The organism is Streptomyces sp. NPDC001868, assembly GCF_040297125.1.
GTDB lineage: Bacteria > Actinomycetota > Actinomycetes > Streptomycetales > Streptomycetaceae > Streptomyces.
Genome location: NZ_JBEOYO010000006.1, coordinates 44,319 through 61,148, shown reverse-complemented (window position 1 = coordinate 61,148; position 16,830 = coordinate 44,319). Strand labels below are relative to the sequence as shown.

At 72.5% G+C, this 16,830-nt stretch carries 8 protein-coding genes and 1 pseudogene; 3 read left to right on the top strand and 6 right to left on the bottom strand.

The genetic code is table 11. The features are described from left to right. Position 1 precedes the first annotated feature (1 nt). The 4 genes from ABT147_RS09440 to ABT147_RS09425 form a co-directional block, all read right to left on the bottom strand. Positions 2-1,375, bottom strand: a complete 1,374-nt coding sequence (locus ABT147_RS09440) for an extracellular solute-binding protein (protein ID WP_351403683.1) — start codon at positions 1,373-1,375, stop codon at positions 2-4. Positions 1,376-1,557: 182 nt separating this feature from the next. After that, the gene (locus ABT147_RS09435) at positions 1,558-2,277 is read right to left on the bottom strand and encodes a peptidyl-prolyl cis-trans isomerase (RefSeq protein ID WP_351403682.1); all 720 of its coding nucleotides are present in this window, start codon (positions 2,275-2,277) and stop codon (positions 1,558-1,560) included. After that, complete coding sequence (locus tag ABT147_RS09430; protein ID WP_351403681.1) at positions 2,274-6,584, bottom strand: glycoside hydrolase family 38 N-terminal domain-containing protein; 4,311 nt, start codon at positions 6,582-6,584, stop codon at positions 2,274-2,276. Before ABT147_RS09430 ends, ABT147_RS09435 begins: the two co-directional genes overlap by 4 nt. Positions 6,585-6,713: 129 nt before the next feature. Next, positions 6,714-7,598 (bottom strand): MurR/RpiR family transcriptional regulator, encoded by an 885-nt coding sequence (locus ABT147_RS09425; RefSeq protein ID WP_086759007.1) that lies wholly within the window; start codon positions 7,596-7,598, stop codon positions 6,714-6,716. A 170-nt stretch (positions 7,599-7,768) separates the two neighbouring features. Between ABT147_RS09425 and ABT147_RS09420 the strand changes: the two genes are divergently transcribed. Next, the gene (locus tag ABT147_RS09420; RefSeq protein ID WP_351403680.1) at positions 7,769-8,563 is read left to right on the top strand and encodes a sugar isomerase domain-containing protein; all 795 of its coding nucleotides are present in this window, start codon (positions 7,769-7,771) and stop codon (positions 8,561-8,563) included. Here the strand turns inward: ABT147_RS09420 and ABT147_RS09415 are convergent, their stop codons facing one another. Together ABT147_RS09415 and ABT147_RS09410 are read right to left on the bottom strand one after the other, a co-directional pair. Further along, positions 8,564-11,695 carry a beta-N-acetylglucosaminidase domain-containing protein gene (locus tag ABT147_RS09415; RefSeq protein WP_351403679.1) on the bottom strand — a complete coding sequence of 1,044 codons (3,132 nt, stop codon included), beginning with the start codon at positions 11,693-11,695 and terminating at the stop codon, positions 8,564-8,566. It abuts the gene before it with no gap. A 27-nt stretch (positions 11,696-11,722) separates the two neighbouring features. Then, positions 11,723-12,113: pseudogene (locus ABT147_RS09410) on the bottom strand (hypothetical protein); the annotation flags it as partial. Between the two features lie 129 nt (positions 12,114-12,242). Here ABT147_RS09410 and ABT147_RS09405 point away from each other — a divergent pair. Then, positions 12,243-13,238 carry a cyclase family protein gene (locus tag ABT147_RS09405; RefSeq protein WP_351403678.1) on the top strand — a complete coding sequence of 332 codons (996 nt, stop codon included), beginning with the start codon at positions 12,243-12,245 and terminating at the stop codon, positions 13,236-13,238. A 335-nt stretch (positions 13,239-13,573) separates the two neighbouring features. Next, on the top strand, positions 13,574-16,687 hold the full coding sequence (locus tag ABT147_RS09400; protein ID WP_351403676.1) for a SpoIIE family protein phosphatase: 3,114 nt from the start codon (positions 13,574-13,576) through the stop codon (positions 16,685-16,687). The last annotated feature ends 143 nt before the right edge of the window (positions 16,688-16,830 follow it).

Sequence of the window (16,830 nt, the reverse complement as noted above, 5' to 3'; positions counted from 1 at the left end):
CTCAGCTGCCCTGCTCGATCAGCTCGTTGGCCTTCTTCTGGGCCTCGTCGAGGGCGTCCTGGGCGCTCTTCTTGCCCTGCATGGCCAGCTGGATCTGGGCCGTGATGGCGTTCAACTCGCCGGGTGTCAGGGCGATCTCGTCGGCCGTCGCGGTCTTGCGGTCGCTCGCGACCGTCTTGCGGGCCTCGGCGAACGGGTCGTCGCCCTTGACCGACTGGAAGAACGGGTCGTCGAGGGAGGCCGTGGTGGAGGGGAAGATGACGACGTTCGGGTCCTTCGCCCACTCCAGCTGGTTCTGGGCGTTGGTCAGGAACTGCGCGAAGGAGAGCGCGGTCGCCGCGTTCTTGCTGGTGGACGCGACCCCTATGTACTGCGGGGCGCCGACCGTGTGGCCCAGGTCGTCCAGCATGAAGCGGGCGACCCCGGTCTTCTTGTAGACACTCGGGTTGTTCTGCTGGATGAACCGCAGGAAGTTGGGGTTCGTCGGGCCGTAGACCAGCTTGCCCTGGCCGTAGACGTTGGCCGGGTCCTGGGTGGAGGAGAGCGAATCCCTCGGCATGCCGCCGGCCTTGTAGAGCTTCGTCATGGCGTCGACCCACCGCGCGGTCTTGGGGTCGTCGGCGAAGGTGAACTTCTTGCCGTCGGAGGACAGGATCTTGATGTCCATCTGCTGCCAGTCGGCCGGGATGCGCAGCTGCGGGTTGGCGAGGAACGCGTAGTACTTGCCGTCCGAGGCCTCCGCCACCTTCTGGGCGTCCTCGAACAGACCGAGCACGGTCGTCGGAGGTTTGGCCGGGTCGAGGCCCGCCTTCTCCATCAGCTCGGTGTTGAAGGTCTGCACGATGCCACCGGAGTACCAGGGGAGCACGCTGTGCACCTTGGCGCCGGAGGCGTCCGCGTACATGCTCGACTTCCACAGATTGGGCACGAACGGCTCGCCCGCGTCCGGGGCCTTCTTGTCCAGGTCGAGCAGATAGCCGTTCTTGGTGAGCGCGATCGCCGTGTTGACGTTGATGTTCACCACGTCCGGGAGCGTGCAGCCCTGCGCGTCCGCGACCAGGCGCTGGGTGAAGGTGGCGTCGCCCGGGTCGTCGACCCACTTCACCGTGGTGTCCGGGTGAGCCTTCTCGAAGGCCTTGATCACGCCGTTGAAGTAGCCGCCGAAGTCTTTCTTCAGGTTCGTCGTCTGGAAGGTGATCGTGCCCTTGACGTCCCCGGTGAGCTTCCCGGAACCGACGTTGCCCTTGTCGACCTTGCAGCCGCCGGCGGTGGCGTCCCCGCTGTCGGAGCCGCCGCCCGACAGGCCGCAGCCGGCGGCGGTCAGGGTGAGGGCGATGACGCCCACCACACATCCGGTCAGTCTTCTCGCGCGCATGTCGCCTCCTGCGATCAGTCAGCTGCTGGGTCACACTGCTGGTTCAAATCACCAACTTGGACTCCGATTGATGAAAAGGTGGACCAGAATTCATCGGAGGTCAATGGCTTGCCGTGTTGCTTTTCGGTTCCGAGTCGTTTGCCGGGCGTTCCGATGCCCAGGCGAGGGCGGGCCGCCGGGTGTCAGTGCCGGTGCTCGTGGTCGGGGTGCGACGGATCGCCGGGGTGCTCGTGCCCCGGGGTGTACTCCACGTCGGCCCGGGCACGGTCCAGCCAGTCGAAGAAGGCCTGTCGGCCCATCGCCCGCCGCAGCTCCCGCACGACGTCGTCATGGACCTCGTCGTACGGCAGGAAGTCCTCCGGGCCCGCCCCGCCGTACGGGTCGACGCCGCGCCGCAGCGCCTCCGAGGTGAGGAAACGGTCCGGGTTGCGGTCGTAGTAGCCCCGGACGGCCCGCTCCGGCACCCGCTGCTCGGCCTCCAGCGCCGCCAGCAGGGTGCGCGCGGCGGTGGAGTGGGCGAGCGCCACGGCGATGATGCTGCCCAGGTCGGCGACCTCGGTCCCGGACACCGCGAGCGCGCGGGCCGGGGACACCTCGGGCGGCGGCGCGAGCCCCCGCGCCACACAGGCGCGCCGGGCCAGCTCGTCCGCGACGACGACCTGTGTCGCCCACCGCCGCCGCTGCCGCTGCGCCCGCCCCTGCCCCTCCGGCCGCGCCTCCCGGTCCCGGGCGGGCACGGCGTCCAGCACGGCGTCCACGCGGCCCCGGGGGACCGGTTCACCGCCGACGAGCACGGCGGGTCCGCCGGGGGCCGGGCGCGTGTGCGGCGGGGCATGGTCGTGGGGCTCCGCACGACTGCCGTGCGCCAGACGTTCGTGCAGGGCCTCCGGGTGTTCGTTCATGGCCTCACCTCCAGGACGACCGTCTCCGTATAGGCCACACAGCCGTGCCAGCCGGCCTTCGCCATCAGCCAGTACGACCCCGGCGACACCGCCGAGCCGTCCACCTCGACGAAGTGGTCCGCGCTCTCGCCGGGGGCCAGGGCGAACCCCTGGAGCCCCGGTCCGACGCCCGCCCAGGTGCCCCAGGACGACAGCGCCCACAGCTGCCCGCTCACCGGCCCCCGGGTCGTGTTCCGCACCCGCACCGGCACCCGCACGCGCTCACCCCGGCGCACCTCGACCCGGTCGACACCCAGCTCCAGCACGAGACTCGGCCCGGTCCGCCCGTCGGGTCCGCCCTCCGCGGCCTCGCCGGGCACGTCCAGGGCGACGACGTCCTCGAACGTCTGCCCCTCGTACGTCAGCCGCGCGGCCAGCGCGTACCGGCCGGGCACCGGGTCCGGCGGGGGCGTCACGGTGACCTCGGTCAGTGAGAAGCCGCCGGGGCCGAGCGCGTACGGCAGCCGGTCGGGCTCGACGCTCCAGCCGGGCGGCACCTCCAGGGCCACCGTGCCCGACACGGGCGCGTCGGTCAGCTCGGAGGAGACACGGACCGTCGCGGTGACCGGTCCTTCGGCGCTCAGCGCGGTCGGCGAGAGATACACGGCCACGGGCATGTTCCCCCGGGGCGCGGGGCCGGAGTTGTGCAGCCAGTACCGGGTGTGCACGGGCTGCGCGGGTTCGTGCGCGGCGACACCGGGGCCCTCGGCCGGGCGGCCGTCGACCGGCGTGGCCAGCACCGTGGCCACCTCGAACCCCGTCAGATCCAGCTCCAGCGCCCCGTCCGCCCCGGGCACCAGCGCCTCACCGGGCCGCTCCAGGACGTCCGCCCGGCCGCCCTCGGCCCACGCCGAGGGGCCCGTCAGCCGCGCCCGCACCGGCCGCCCGTCCACCTCGTGCGCCCGTACGACGACCCCGCGCGCGGGTGCCGCCGGAGCCGTACCGCCCCGGGCCAGCGGCGACCCGGCCGGCTTCAGCGCGTCCAGCAGCACCCGGCCCTCGGGCTCCAGCGCCAGCAGGGCCGTGGTCCTCGGCAGGCCGGCCGGAGTTCCGGCGGGCTCCTTCAGCCGGGCCGTGAGCGGATGGTCGGGCTCCCGCAGCCGCGCCGTCAGCGGACGGTTGTAGGCGTGCCCCTCGCGTGGCCAGCCCAGGTCGCGCCAGTCGCCCTCGCCCGCGACGACCGCGTACTCGAAGGTGTGCGACCAGCGCTGCAGCTGGAAGCCCGAGCCGTCGGGGGCGGTGCGGCGGGGCGGGTCGACCCAGATGCCGGAGGGCCAGCCGGTGCAGGAGCGCATCAGCGACATGTAGAGATCGCCGGAGGAGGTGACCACACAGCCCGGGGTGCCCCGGTTGAGGATCGCGAAGCCCCGCCCGTCCCAGGCGTCGCCCGGCGGCAGCGCCTCGCCGCCGCCCGCCGCCGTGGCCCGTACGGTCGCGTCCTCCAGGTCGGCGACCAGCGCGGCGACGGCCTTCGCGTCGTCCTCGGGGCGGGCGCCCGCCACCACGAGCAGCGGCAGCCGCTCCAGATCGCGCAGGTCGGCGCCGGGCACCCACTCCTCGCGCAGCGAGGCACGCGGGGCCACCCACACCGACGCCAGGCCGTCCTCGGACAGTTGGCGGCGCAGTTCGCGGGCGGCGGCCGGGTCCCAGCCGAGGGCCTCGGCGACCAGGGAGTTGCGCTCCGGGCCGCCGACCGCGATGCGGAGGTCGGGCAGGTTGGAGTCGACCTCCAGATCGCCGTAGCGGGGGCCGCCCGCGATCGTCGAGGTGGCCGTGACGCCCGTGCGCACCAGGGCCGCCGCGAGCGGGGTGCCCAGCTCACCGGCGGTGTCCCAGTCGCTGAAGATCAGCTCGGCGACGCCGACGGACCGGTGCCCGAGCAGCGTGCCGGTGTCGTCGTGGACGGCGACCCGGGCCGTGGAGCCGAGCCCGAACCAGGTGTTGGCGGGGTTGTCCAGCGTCCACGGGAACTGCTCGCTGTCCACCTCCACGAACCCGAACCCGCGCCCGATCACCGCGTCCGCTACCTCGTGCACCGGCAGCCCGCCGCGCACGTCCGAGGGCCAGCGCACCCGGATCAGCCGGTCGGCGCCGTCGTAGCCGTCGACGGTCGTCGTCACGTCCAGCCGGTCGACGCCGGTCCAGAGCGTGAGCCGCTGGGTGTACCGGAAAAGGCCCAGGTCGGCGCGGACGGTGATACGCGAGCCTGCGGACGAGTGTTCGACATCGATGTCAGCCGTCACGTCCCGGCTGCGGGCGGCGGTGGTACCGGTCGGCGTGAGGTGCCAGGGCCCCTCACCGAAGCGCGGGTGCCTCGGATACTCCTCCTGCACGACCAGTTCGTTGCCGATGTCCCCGGCGCGCAACAGCTCCAGGCCGCCCTCGGTCCCGGCTTCGGTGAGCGCCCGCAGACTGCTGACACCGCCGCCGCGCGCGGGGTCGACCGTCACCTCGTAGAACTCGTTGCGGATCGTCGTCCCCTCGCCCGCCGTCCAGCCGGGCACGCTGCCCTCCGCCAGGGAGAGCGCCTTGAGGCCCATGCCGGGTACCTCCGGGACGACGACCTTCAGTTCGCCGTCCTCGGACACGGCCGGCAGCGGCAGACCGGTGTGGTCCAGCGGGACCCGGCCGGGGTCGGCGACGGTCAGCACGTCCTTGCGCTGCCAGGTCGCGGAGTTGAAGACGACCAGGTCGGTGCCGTCGCCCGGCAGGGGCACGACCCGGTCGGCGAGCGCCTGGGTCGCGTCGGCGTGCACGGTCTCCGCCAGGTCGTACAGCTCCCGCCAGCCCGTGAGCAGGTCGATGTACACCTGGTCCGACTCGGAGCCGGTGATGGCGTCGTGGTGGGCGCCGTAGATCAGCTGCCGCCAGGCCTTGTCGAGGGCCGCGTCCGGGTAGGGGTGCCCGGCGGTGAGGGAGGCGAGGGTCGCCCAGGCCTCGGCGTCGGCGAGCAGTGCCTCCCCGTACCGCTGGGCCTGCTTGGTGTCGATGTAGGAGACGTCCTTGCCGGTGTACACCGGGTTCATGTCCCGGGTCTGCGGGGAGGCCGTGCGCCCCTCCCGCTCCAGCTCGGCCCGTACGGCGGCGAAGAAGTCCCGGGGGATGCCGCTGATGAACCGGGGCCAGACGTACCGCTCCTTCCAGTCGCGGTGGATGCCCATCACCCAGCGGCACGGCGGGGCGTAGTCGCCGCCGACCGGCAGCAGCACGTTGCGGGTGAGCGCGACCTTCTTCAGCCCCCGGAAGAGCTTGAGCGCGGCGGCCTCGGCCTCGGGCAGGGTGGGCGCGTTGTCGATGGCCCAGCCGGCGCCGTAGTGGTTGACCATGTACGCGGTCAGCAGCCCGCGCCCGCTCGGGGCGATCCAGCTGAACTCCGCCGGGAACTGCATCCGGCGGGGATCGCGCGGCTCCTCGCCGAACACCGACAGCGTCGGCCCCCACTGGTGGAACGGCCCGCGCGCCCACGAACTCGACGTGACCCCCGCGTCCGCCATCAGCCCCGGGAACTGCGGGTCGTGCCCGAACGCGTCCAGCTGCCAGGCCGTCTCCGGCGACGCCCCGATGATCCCGCGCTGGAAGCCGTCGCCGTACAGCGCGTTGCGGATGGTCGCCTCGGCGCCGGTGAGGTTGGTGTTGGGCTCGTTGTAGGTGCCGCCCATGATCTCGACCCGGCCGGTGCGGATCAGCTGCCGCAGGAAGGACCGCTCCTCGGGGAAGGCGTCCCAGTAGGGCTTGAGGTAGTCCACCTCGGCGAGCACGAAGGTGTACGCCGGGTCGCGCCGGGCCAGATCGCAGTGGGCACGCACCAGGCTCATGCCGGACTGGCCGCGCGAGTCGAAGGTCCGCGCGGGCAGGCCCGTGACGGCCGGGTCGTCGGCGACGTCCCAGGTCTCGGTGTAGGCGGCCTGCGTGTTCCACCAGACGGGGTCGTAGTGGAAGTGGCTGACCATGAACATGGTCCAGCCGGGCTCGGCGGCCGTGAACTCGGCGGTGAGCCGGGCGACCCGGTCCCCGTCGGCGGCCTTGACGGTGATCTCGCGGCGGTCACCGGGCGCGAGGCCGTCGACGGCCACGGGTATCTCGGCGCGTACGGTCCCGGCCTCGCCGACGGTGACGGCGGTCTCCCCGGCACCGCGTACGCCCGGGCCCGCCACGCTCAGCCGGACCGGCCGGCCCGGGTCGTGCTCGACCTCGACGGCGACCACCTGGTGCGGCTGGTCCTCCGTCCCGACGAAAAGCTCGGTCGACTCGACAGAGATGACGCGCATGAGGCTCCTACGAGTGCTCGGCGGAGCCCCATCCTGGCAGCGCGGGGTGGTTCAATCAACCATGCATCGGAATATTGGTTGATTCATCCATGCAAAGCCGGTCGGTCCGGCGGTCGACGCCCCGCCCGTTCAGCGAGGGCGCCGGGACTTCACCGCGTGTGCCCCCGCGATGTGGTCGGTCAGCGCCAGGGAGGCGCTCGCCCGCTGGTAGGAGAGCTGGCCGACGCGGACGTACAGGCAGTCGATGAGCATCAGCACGGAGTGGCGGGCGCCGATGCTGCCGGTGCGGAAGCTGGTCTCCGAGGAGGAGGAGATCAGCCGGATGTCGGCGGCGCGGGCCAGCGGCGAGCGCGGGTCGGCGGTCAGCGCGACGGTGGTGGCGCCGCGCTCCTTGGCCAGCTCGAACGGCTCGATCACCTCACGGGTGGCGCCGGAGTGGGAGATGCCGATCGCCACGTCCGCCGGGGTCAGCAGGGCGGCGGAGGTGGTCGCCGCGTGCACCTCGGTCCAGCCGCGCACCGCGCAGCCGATGCGGAACAGCCGGGTCTCCGTCTCCTGGGCGACCGCCCCGCTGCCGCCGACGCCGTACACGTCCACGCGCCGCGCCCGGGCCACGGCCTGGGCCGCGCGCTCGACGGAGTCCAGGTCGATCCGGTCGATGGTCTGCTGGATGGCCCGCAGGTCGGCGGTGCCGACGACCTGCACGACCCGCTCCAGGCTGTCGTCGGGGGAGATGTCCGGCCCGATCTCGGTGTTGCCCCACTCGGAGGACTCGCCCCGGCCCCGCTCCTGGGCCAGCTCGATCAGCAGATGCTGGTACGAGTCGAGGCCGATGGCCCGGCAGAACCGGGTGACCGTGGCCTGCGAGGTGCCGGTGCGGCGGCCCAGCTCCGCGGCCGAGCAGTGGGTGACGGCGGCCGGATCCTCCAGGATCAGCTCGCCGACCTTCCGCAGGGAGCCGGCCAGCCGGGGCAGCTCGGTGCGGATCAGGGTGGTGACATCGGTCGAGGGCATGCAGAGAAGGTACCAGCCACCCGTTGACACAGAGGCTGAATACCAGGACCGGGCTTTGTGACCGCACTCGGGGGTGAACTGCGCCATTGCCCTCGATGCCGAGCCTGTGATTCAGTGATTCACTGATAGGTGCGTATGGGGTGGTTCAATCCACCAGTGGGGAGTCTCAGGTGTCCGTCGAGTCCGCCAATGAGTCCGTGATCGAGCCGGTGAGCGCGGACCGCTTCGCGCACGAGGGCCTGGCCGTCCTGAACCGCCTCACCGGGTCCGAGTCCGCGCGCGCCGACGTGCGCGCCGCCGCCGCGCTGATCGCCGACTGTGTCCGCGAGGACGGCGTCGTCCAGGCCTTCGGCACCGGCCACTCCCAGGCCATGGTCCTGGAGCTCGCCGGCCGCGCGGGCGGCTTCGTGCCCACGAACCGGATCCAGATGGCCGACCTCGTCCTCTTCGGCGGCGACCACCCCAGCGGCCTCGACGACCCGCTCCTGGAGCGCGAGCCCGGCATAGCGGTCCGCCTCTACGAGCTGGCCGACCCCCGCCCCCAGGACCTCTTCGTCGTCATCTCCAACTCCGGCGTCAACAACGTCATCGTCGAGATGGCCCTGCACGCCAAGGAACGCGGCCACCGCCTCCTCGCCCTCACCTCCCTCGCCCACACCCGCTCCGTGCCCGCCACCCACCCCAGCGGCAAGAAGCTCGCCGACCTCGCCGACGTCGTCCTCGACAACGCGGCCCCGCGCGGCGACGCACTGCTGGAGCTGCCGACCGGCGGCGCGGTCTGCGCCCTGTCCACGCTGACCGGCGTCATGCTCGTCCAGATGACGGTCGCCGAGGCCGCCGCCCAGCTCCTCGCCTCCGGCGATCGCCCCCCGGTCTATGTCTCCGCCAATGTGCCCGGCGGCTTCGAGGGCAACCTGGAACTGGAGAAGCGGTACGCCGGACGGATCCGGCGTACCGCCAGCTGATCAGCCCACGGGTACGGGCGTCAGCGCGACCGCCAGGGGATAGGCGCCGGTCGTCAGGGGCGCCCCGGCGGTGCCGGAGGCCGTGTCGACCGGCACCAGCCTGTTGCCGTCGGCCGTGGTGACATAGGCCGTACCGCCGTCCCAGTCCAGACCGACGTCGAAGGCGGACCTGCCGACGGTCACCCGCGCACCCGGGGCGCCGGTCACCGTGTCGACGGGCGTGACGTGGTCCCCGGTACTGGGGCTCACCCACAGCGTCCGCCCGTCCGGTGACAGACCGAGCCCGTACGCCTGGCCGGAGACCAGCAGTGTCGGCTCGGTGTCGTTGGTCGCCGTGTCGATCGGCGTCACCGTCGAGCCACCGGAGTTGGACACGTACACCCGCTTCCCGTCCGGCGCGGCGACGACGTTGAACGGCCGGGGGCCGACGGGGATCGCCGCCCCCGCCTTCCGGGTGCCCAGGTCGACGGGCGAGACGGTGTTGTCATGGATGTTCGCCACGTACAGCATCTCGCCGTCCGGAGTGATCGCCATGTTCTCCGGCCCCGCCCCGACCGCGACGCTCGCGCCCGCCTTCAATGTGCCTGTGTCCACCGGCTGGACCGTGCCGTCCGTGTAGTTGGCGACCCACAGCGTGCCGCCGTCCGGCGTGAGCGCGAGCCCGGCGGGAACACGGCCCACGGCGACCGTGGCGGTGACCTCACCCCGTGCCACATCGATGACACTGACCGAGTCGGACCCCTGGTTCGCGGCGTAGGCGGTACGCCCGTCGGCGCTCACGACCACTTCACCGGGGTTGTTGCCCACGGCGATGTCCGTGCTCTTCCCGGAGGCCAGGTCGATCGAACTCACCGACGCGCCACTGAAGTTGGCGGTAAGGGCCCTCGCCGAGCCGTCCCCGTCGGTGACCTGGACCGGGATCGCCCGGTCGAGGACGCCCGAGCCGGAAACCACGACGGAGTGCACGCCCTCGGTGACCCCGGTCAGGGTGACGGTCGCGGAGGCGCTGCCACCGGCCGGGACCGTGACGGTTCCCTCTGTGGGCGAGGCGGTGACACCGCCTGGCACATCGAGCTTCCAGGTGACCGTCCGCGCCTCCTTGCCCGAGAAACGGAGGGTCGCCGTGCCGGAGGCCCCGGGTTTCAAGGAGAGCGAGCCCGGGGCGAAGGAGGCGTCGACGCCGGGGTCCGGGGCGTGCTGGAGCATCGCCGTGTACAGGAACTGGTCCATCACCCCCGGCGACACCTGCTGCGGAATCGCGTCCAGCGCCTTCCGCCCGCTCCGCAGCCGGTTCCAGTACGTCGACACGGCCTCCGCGTCACCCCGCTTGCCGGCCAGCAGCAGATCCACGGCGGTCCGTCCGGCGCCGCCGTACGCGCCGAGCTTGTCGAGCCACGGCGAAGTCTCCTTCAGGAACCCGGGGTTGGCGAGGCGGGAGCGCAACTTCGCGGGGGTGGCCGCCATGTCGGTGAAGTAGGACCGCAGCGCGGCCGCCGCCCGGTCGAGACCGCTGTCCCCCTCGTACGCCTCACGGAAGTCGGCGATGAGCCTGGCCAGGGTCGGGGACTCGGTGGCGTCGAGCTGGGAGGAGTAGCTGTTCTCGGCGAAGATCCGCAGCCATTTGGCGGCGCCGGGTCCCGCCAGATCCCGTACGGAGGCGAGGAACGCGGCCCGGGGGTCGTAGGAGTCGGGGTTCCACAGATAGGCCGCCGACGTGAACAGCGCGAGCTTGCTCGCCTCGGCCTGGACCATCGGGTTGGCGGTGACACCGACGGACTCACGCGCCACGCCCGCCTCCCGGCCCGTGTAGGGGCCGAGCAGCAGACGGCTGGTGACGTAGTCGTTGACCGGGTAGTTGTCCCAGACCAGGATCGGATGCCCGTAGACCTCACGGGCCTGCCGCAGCTGCGCGGCGGTGATGGTCGGCGCGATCACCCCGACACCGGTCCACTCGACGACCGTGCCCGGGTCCAACTTCTCCCGCAGCGCCTTCTTGTACGGGGTGTCCGCGAGGTCGGAGTACTCGGTGGGCACCATCTCCAGCGGATCGAGCCCGGTACGGCCGGCGGAGAACTCCTCCCACACCCGGTTCAGCAGATGCGCCTGGGCGGCACCGGCGGCCCCGCCCCCGCTGCCGAACTTCTCCTCGTCCGCCGCGCAGTTCCACTTCGTGTAGCTGATGTCGTCCAGCGGGATCGCGAAGGAGCGCACCCCGATGTCGTACAGCGAGCCGAACTTGCGGACCAGGGCGCTGATGTCGCCGTCGGAGGAGTAGCAGACCGACAGGCCGGGGGAGAGGGCGTAGGTGAAGCGGACATGGTTCTCGGCGGCACGGTCGACGAGTTCGCGCAACCGGCCGAGCTGGGCGGAGGGGTATTCGTCACGCCACCGCTCCCGTAGATAAGGATCGTCCTTGGGGGAGTAGACGTACACGTTCTGCTTGGTGCGGCCGTAGAAGTCGAGTTGGCTCAGCCGCTCGGCGTGGGTCCACGGGGTGCCGTAGAAGCCCTCGATGACGCCCCGCAGCTTCGCCGTGGGCCAGTCGCGGACCGTCACCTCCGGCAGGCGCTTGCCGGTGAGGAGTTGGCGGAGGGTCTGGGCGGCGTAGAAGGTGCCGGTGGTGTCGACGCCGGCCAGGGCGAGCAGGGCGCGCCCGGAGTGGCCCGCCGGCCGCCCGGAGGCCAGGACGTACCCCTCCGCCGGCAGGCCCGCCGGGGACTTGACGCCCAGCCGCTTCAACGCGCCCCGGGTGGCCGGGTTCTCGCCGGGCCCGCCGACGTAGACGGTGAGCCCGGCGGCGGGCGGGCGCTTCCCGGCCGGCACGGTGACGATCCGGTCGGCCCCGGCCGCCCGCAGCGCCGCCTCGACGACCCGGCGGGCGGCGGGATCGGTGCCGCGCCCGACCACCTCCACCACCCGGTCGGGGACGGTGAGTTGACGCCCGCCGCCCTCGATGTGCCGGGGCGTCGGCCACACCTCGGGGACGTCCGGGGACTTGGGAGCGGACGACGCGGCGGCGGCCGGCGGCAGCGTGGGGAGGGTGAGGCTCAGGGCCAGCAGCAGGGCCCACCGCAAGCGACGGGGTCTGTGGGGGTGTTCGGGGCGTGGGAGGAGAGAGGTGATTGAAGCCATCGAGAAAGGCTAGGACTGCTGAATCAATCATTCAATAGCGCGGATCGGGCTGCTTGCGCGGTCCGCGGAGGGAGGGCGAGGGAAGGGGGGGGGAGAGCAAAGAGGAGGGGAGAGCGAAGAGGAGTGCGGGGTCAGTACGACCATCGGGGCTCCCGGCTGGGGCACGGGCGGGGTGACCTGCTCCTGGGGGAGCTTCGGCGGGTTGGTCTGCTGGTGGTTGACCTGGTCGTGGTTGACCAGCCCGGTCTTCTCCAGCACGGTGATGTGGTCGATCACCGGCCTCCTTCATCTCCGGCGTCGTACCGCGCTCCATCTCGCCGAACGGGTACTCCCACAGTCCGGCGGCACGCACCTTGATGCCGAAGTCCCGGTCCGCCTCCGTGAGGGGGCCGTACTGGGTGTTCGCGATGATCCGCTCGGGGTGGCCGACGTGTTCTCGACTTGATGGGCGGCCGAGTGGCCGACCTCCACTGCTTTGGGTGTCTTAAGGTGCTTTTCGGATGTCGCCCCTCCCCGATGTGGCGTCGAAGGCGAACGGTTGGTACCGATGAGCGGAGCACACTCGAATCCCGCCGATATCCCTCCCGTCGATGTCCCTCCCCCCGGGCCGGCCACCGGTTCCGGGAACGGCCCCGCCGTCTCCCGCCGGGAGTTCGACGCGATCTTCGAGTCGGTGCGTACGTGGGGGCGCTGGGACCGGGCCGATCGCGGCGCCTGGAACCGGGTGAGCGAGGGGCATGTGCGGCGGGCCGTGGCGGGAGTGCGGTCCGGGGTGGTCGTCCCGATGGCGCTGCCGTGGAACACCCGGCCGGGCCCGGACAACCGGAAGCCCGCCCTGCACCACATGACCGACCTCGGTGACGTGGAGAGCCCGGAGCCCACGACCCACAAGGACTTCATCGCCGCCGACTACCACGGCAAGGGTGTCACCCATCTCGACGCGCTGAGCCACATCGCCTACCGGGGGCTGCTCTACGACGGCCGCCCGGCCCGCGAGACCGTGGGCGCCGCGGGCGCCCGGTTCGGCGCGGTCTCGGCGCTCGGGCCCCTCGTCACCCGGGGTGTGCTCCTCGACCTCCCCGCCGTCCTCGGCGTCCCCTGGCTTGAACCGGGGCGGGCGGTGCGCGCCGAGGACGTGCTCGCCGCGGAGGAGGCGCTCGGCGTGACGATCGTCGAGGGCGACGCGGTGCTGCTGCGCTCCGGGCATGTCCGCCGCCGTGAGGAACTCGGCGCCTGGGACCCCGACGCGGCGAGCGCGGGGTTCCATGTGGACGCCGTACCCCTGCTGGCCGAACGGGGCATCGCGCTGCTCGGCGGGGACGGTGACAGCGATGTGCGGCCCTCGCCCGTGGAGGGCGTGCACTCGCCGGTGCACGCCCTCGCGGTGACCGCGATGGGGGTGCCGCTGCTGGACAACCTCGACCTGGAGGCACTCGCCGCGGCGCTCGCCGCAGCGGGGCGGTACGAGTTCCTGCTCGTCGTGGCCCCCCTGAACATCCCGGGCGGGACGGGCTCACCCGTCAACCCGGTCGCGGTTCTGTGAGGCCCGGTTCTTCGTCCGCGGACGGGTGGGGCTTCTCGCGCAGTTCCCCGCGCCCCTAAAAGCTTCGGGCCCCTGCGGGCCCGAAAGACTACGGCCCCGCCGGCCTGAAAGGTGACGGGGCTGCGGGTTGAAAAGCATGGGGCGCAGCCCCTGCTTTTCAGGGGCGCGGGGAACTGCGCGAGCGACCACACACCACCCGCACCCGCCGACGAACCCGCACCCCCGAGCTACTGGGCGCCCGGCGCGAACCGTGACTCGTGTTGCTGATGCCCGTATCCTCGTCAATGCCAGATATTTCCGATAAGCGGATTGTCCAGGGCGCAAGTGAGGCCAGCGTGGTGCGGTCCGACGGCGAGCCGATCCTCACGGGACGTGCGACAGACGGCACGGGCCCCACCCTTTTCCGTGAGCGGTTTCTGCAGGGTGAGCCGCTGGAGACCGGCGTCCGCCCATCGATCCTCAGCTCCTGGCAGCGATGCCGGTCCCTCGGGCTCTCACCGGACCGGTCCGACCTCCCTTTCCGGGACGACTTCGACCGGGACGACCGGATCGCCCGCGCGGCCGTACCGGTGCTCGACCGGCTGGCGTCCCGGTTCGCCGGCAGCGCGATGAACATCTCCGTCGCCGACGCGAACGGCACGGTTCTCCTGCGCCGGTTCGGCGAGGCGTCGCTGGCCAGACGGCTCCCGGACATCCAGACGGCCCCGGGGTTCGTGTTCGCCGAGCGGTTCGCCGGCACCAACGGCATCGGCCTCGCCCTGGCGGAACGCCGCCTGATCCGGGTCTACGGCGCCGAGCACTTCGCCGAACGCTCCCAGGCCAGCGCCTGCCGCGCGCTTCCCGTGCGGGACCCGCTCAGCGGCCGTATCGAAGGCGTCCTGTGCTTCGGTTATCCGCGCGGCTTCGAGAACCCGGCGCTGGACGGAGTGATCCGCCGGGCGGGCGCGGCCATCGAACGGCGGCTGCTGCGGCAGAGCTCCACACGTGAGCGCTCCCTGCTGCGGGCGTACCTGGCCGCAGGCGTCGAGACCGGCCTGGGCCCGCACCACGGCGTCGGCGTCGACGAACTGGCCCTCGGGCTGCGCCCCGCCGACCGGGCGACCCTCCTGGAGAAGGCCGCTGAGCTGATCTCTCGCGCCCAGCGGGCCACCGTCGACGTACCCCTGACGGACGGCCGACGGGTCACCCTCGTGAGCCGCCCGATGACCACCGCCTCCGGAGTGGAAGGCATAGCCGTCGAGGCCGTCCTCCCCGGCGCCGCACGGCACGAGCCCCTCACCGCCCCGCGCCTGCCCGAGCCGGTGCTGAGCCTCCCCGGGGAACGCGCGCACCCCGTCGCGCCCGCCGGTACCCCGGCCGCCCGGCGCCTCCAGGGCTCCACTCTCACCGTGGCGCCCCCCGGCCCGCTCTCCGCCGTCCCGGCCCCTGGCCATCTCCGCGACGCCGTACCCCCACCCGGCAGGATCACCGGGAGCGTCGACGGCGCCACGGCAGCCGACGCCACGGCGGCAGGCACCACGGCCGACAGCGTGACGACGGACGCCACAACGACGGACGCCGCAACGACGGACGGCGTCCCGAGCGACCGCCCCACCGCCCCGTCCACCGCCCCGTCCACCACTGACAGCGCCCCTCCCACCGCCCCCGGCACCCCGCCCACCGCCGTCGTCCTGCCGGGAGACCACCCCGGCTCCCACGGCTCCCATGGTTCCCCCGACTCTCCCGGTTCCCCCGGCGGCTCCAAGAAGTGTCTCCTCATGGTGGGGGAGCCCCACGTCGGCACCTACGCCCTGGCCGCGCGTCGCCGGCTGGAGCTGCTGTCCGAGGCCAGCGCCCGGATCGGAACCACCCTGGATGTGCGCCGCACCGCCCAGGAACTCGCCGAGACGGCGGTCCCGCGCCTCGCCGACTTCGTCACCATCGACCTCGCCGAGCCCGTCCTGCGCGGAGAGGAGGCCGCGGACCCGCGCAGCGACCTGCGCCGCACGGTGGTCCACGGCATCCGCGACGACCTCCCCTTCAGCCCGGTCGGCAAGCAGGTCGACTACGGCCCGACCGTCCCGCAGCTGCGCTGTCTGACCAGCGGGGAGGCGGTGCTGGAACCGGACCTGAAGACGGCCGCGGGCTGGCTCGCGTACGACCCCGAGCACACCGACCGGCTCCTGAGCCACGTCCACTCCCTCATCGCGGTCCCCCTGGTCGCCCGCGGCGTCGTCCTCGGTGTCGCCGCCTTCTACCGCGCGCAGGACCCCGCCCCCTTCGGGGACGACGACCGCTCGCTGGCCCAGGAACTCGCCACCCGCGCCGCCCTGTCCATCGACAACGCCCGGCGCTACACCCGCGAACGCACCATGGTCCTGGCCCTGCAGCGCAGCCTGCTCCCGCAAGGACTCCCCGACCAGGACTCCGTCGAGGTCGCCCACCGTTATCTGCCCGCCGAGTCCGACGTCGGCGGCGACTGGTACGACGTCATCCCGCTGTCCGGCACCCGGATCGGCCTCTTCGTCGGCGACGTCGTCGGCCACGGCATGCTCTCCGCCGCGACCATGGGCCGGGTCCGTACGGCCGCCCGCAGCTTCGCCGAACTCGACTTCCCGCCGGACGAGGTTCTCACCCATCTCGACAACCTCGTGGGACGACTGGACCGGGAGGACCCCGTCTCGGACGGCGGTGGCATCATCGGCGCGACCTGTCTGTACGCCGTCTACGACCCGACCTCGCAGCAGTGCACCCTGGCCCGCGCCGGGCACCCGCCGCCCGCCCTGGTCCAGCCCGACGGCACCGTGTCGTTCCCCGAACTGCCCGCCGGGCCCCCGCTCGGCCTCGGGGGGCTGCCCTTCGAGGCCGTCGACATCCACCTGCCCGAGGGCAGCCGGCTGGTCCTCTACACCGACGGACTCATCGAGGACCGCGACCGCGACGTGGACGTCGTCCTCGACCAGTTGCGCGCGGCCCTGGCCCACCCCGAGCACAGCCCGGAGGAGACCTGCCAGGTGGTCCTGGACACCGTGGCGTCCCCTCATCCGGGCGACGACATCGCCCTGCTCGTCGCCCGCACCCACGCCTTCGATCCGCGCCGCATCGCCACCTGGGAACTGCCCGCCGACCCCGCCCGCGTCAGCGAGGTCCGCTCCGCCGCCCTGCGGCAACTGGCCGACTGGGGGCTCGACGAGGCCGCGTTCGCCGCCGAACTGATGCTCAGCGAGCTGGTCACCAACGCCATCCGGCACGGCGGCGGACCCATCCGGGTACGGCTCCTGCGCGACCGCTCCCTGATCTGCGAGGTCTCCGACACCAGTAGCACCGCCCCGCATCTGCGCCGGGCGGCCACCACCGACGAGGGCGGTCGCGGTCTGTTCCTCGTCGCGCAGCTCTCCCAGAGCTGGGGCACGCGCTACACCCCGGAGGGCAAGGTCATCTGGGCCGAATGCGGCCTCGACGGCGGCTGACGCGAGCGGCACCGGGGAGGGCCGCTGGCCCGTTGGGGTCAGAAGGGGTGGCTAAATGCCGTAAATCAAGCGATATGACCGATTAGTATCGCTGGCGCAAGCCGTACTCGGGAAGAACTCGCCAGGCCGCCGACCTCCGGAGC

Coding starts and splice junctions, on each gene's coding strand:
- ABT147_RS09430 (WP_351403681.1), bottom strand. CDS start 6,584: ATGCGCGTCATCTCTGTCGAGTCGACCGAGCTTTTCGTCGGGACGGAG.
- ABT147_RS09415 (WP_351403679.1), bottom strand. CDS start 11,695: ATGGCTTCAATCACCTCTCTCCTCCCACGCCCCGAACACCCCCACAGA.
- ABT147_RS09435 (WP_351403682.1), bottom strand. CDS start 2,277: ATGAACGAACACCCGGAGGCCCTGCACGAACGTCTGGCGCACGGCAGT.
- ABT147_RS09425 (WP_086759007.1), bottom strand. CDS start 7,598: ATGCCCTCGACCGATGTCACCACCCTGATCCGCACCGAGCTGCCCCGG.
- ABT147_RS09440 (WP_351403683.1), bottom strand. CDS start 1,375: ATGCGCGCGAGAAGACTGACCGGATGTGTGGTGGGCGTCATCGCCCTC.
- ABT147_RS09405 (WP_351403678.1), top strand. CDS start 12,243: ATGAGCGGAGCACACTCGAATCCCGCCGATATCCCTCCCGTCGATGTC.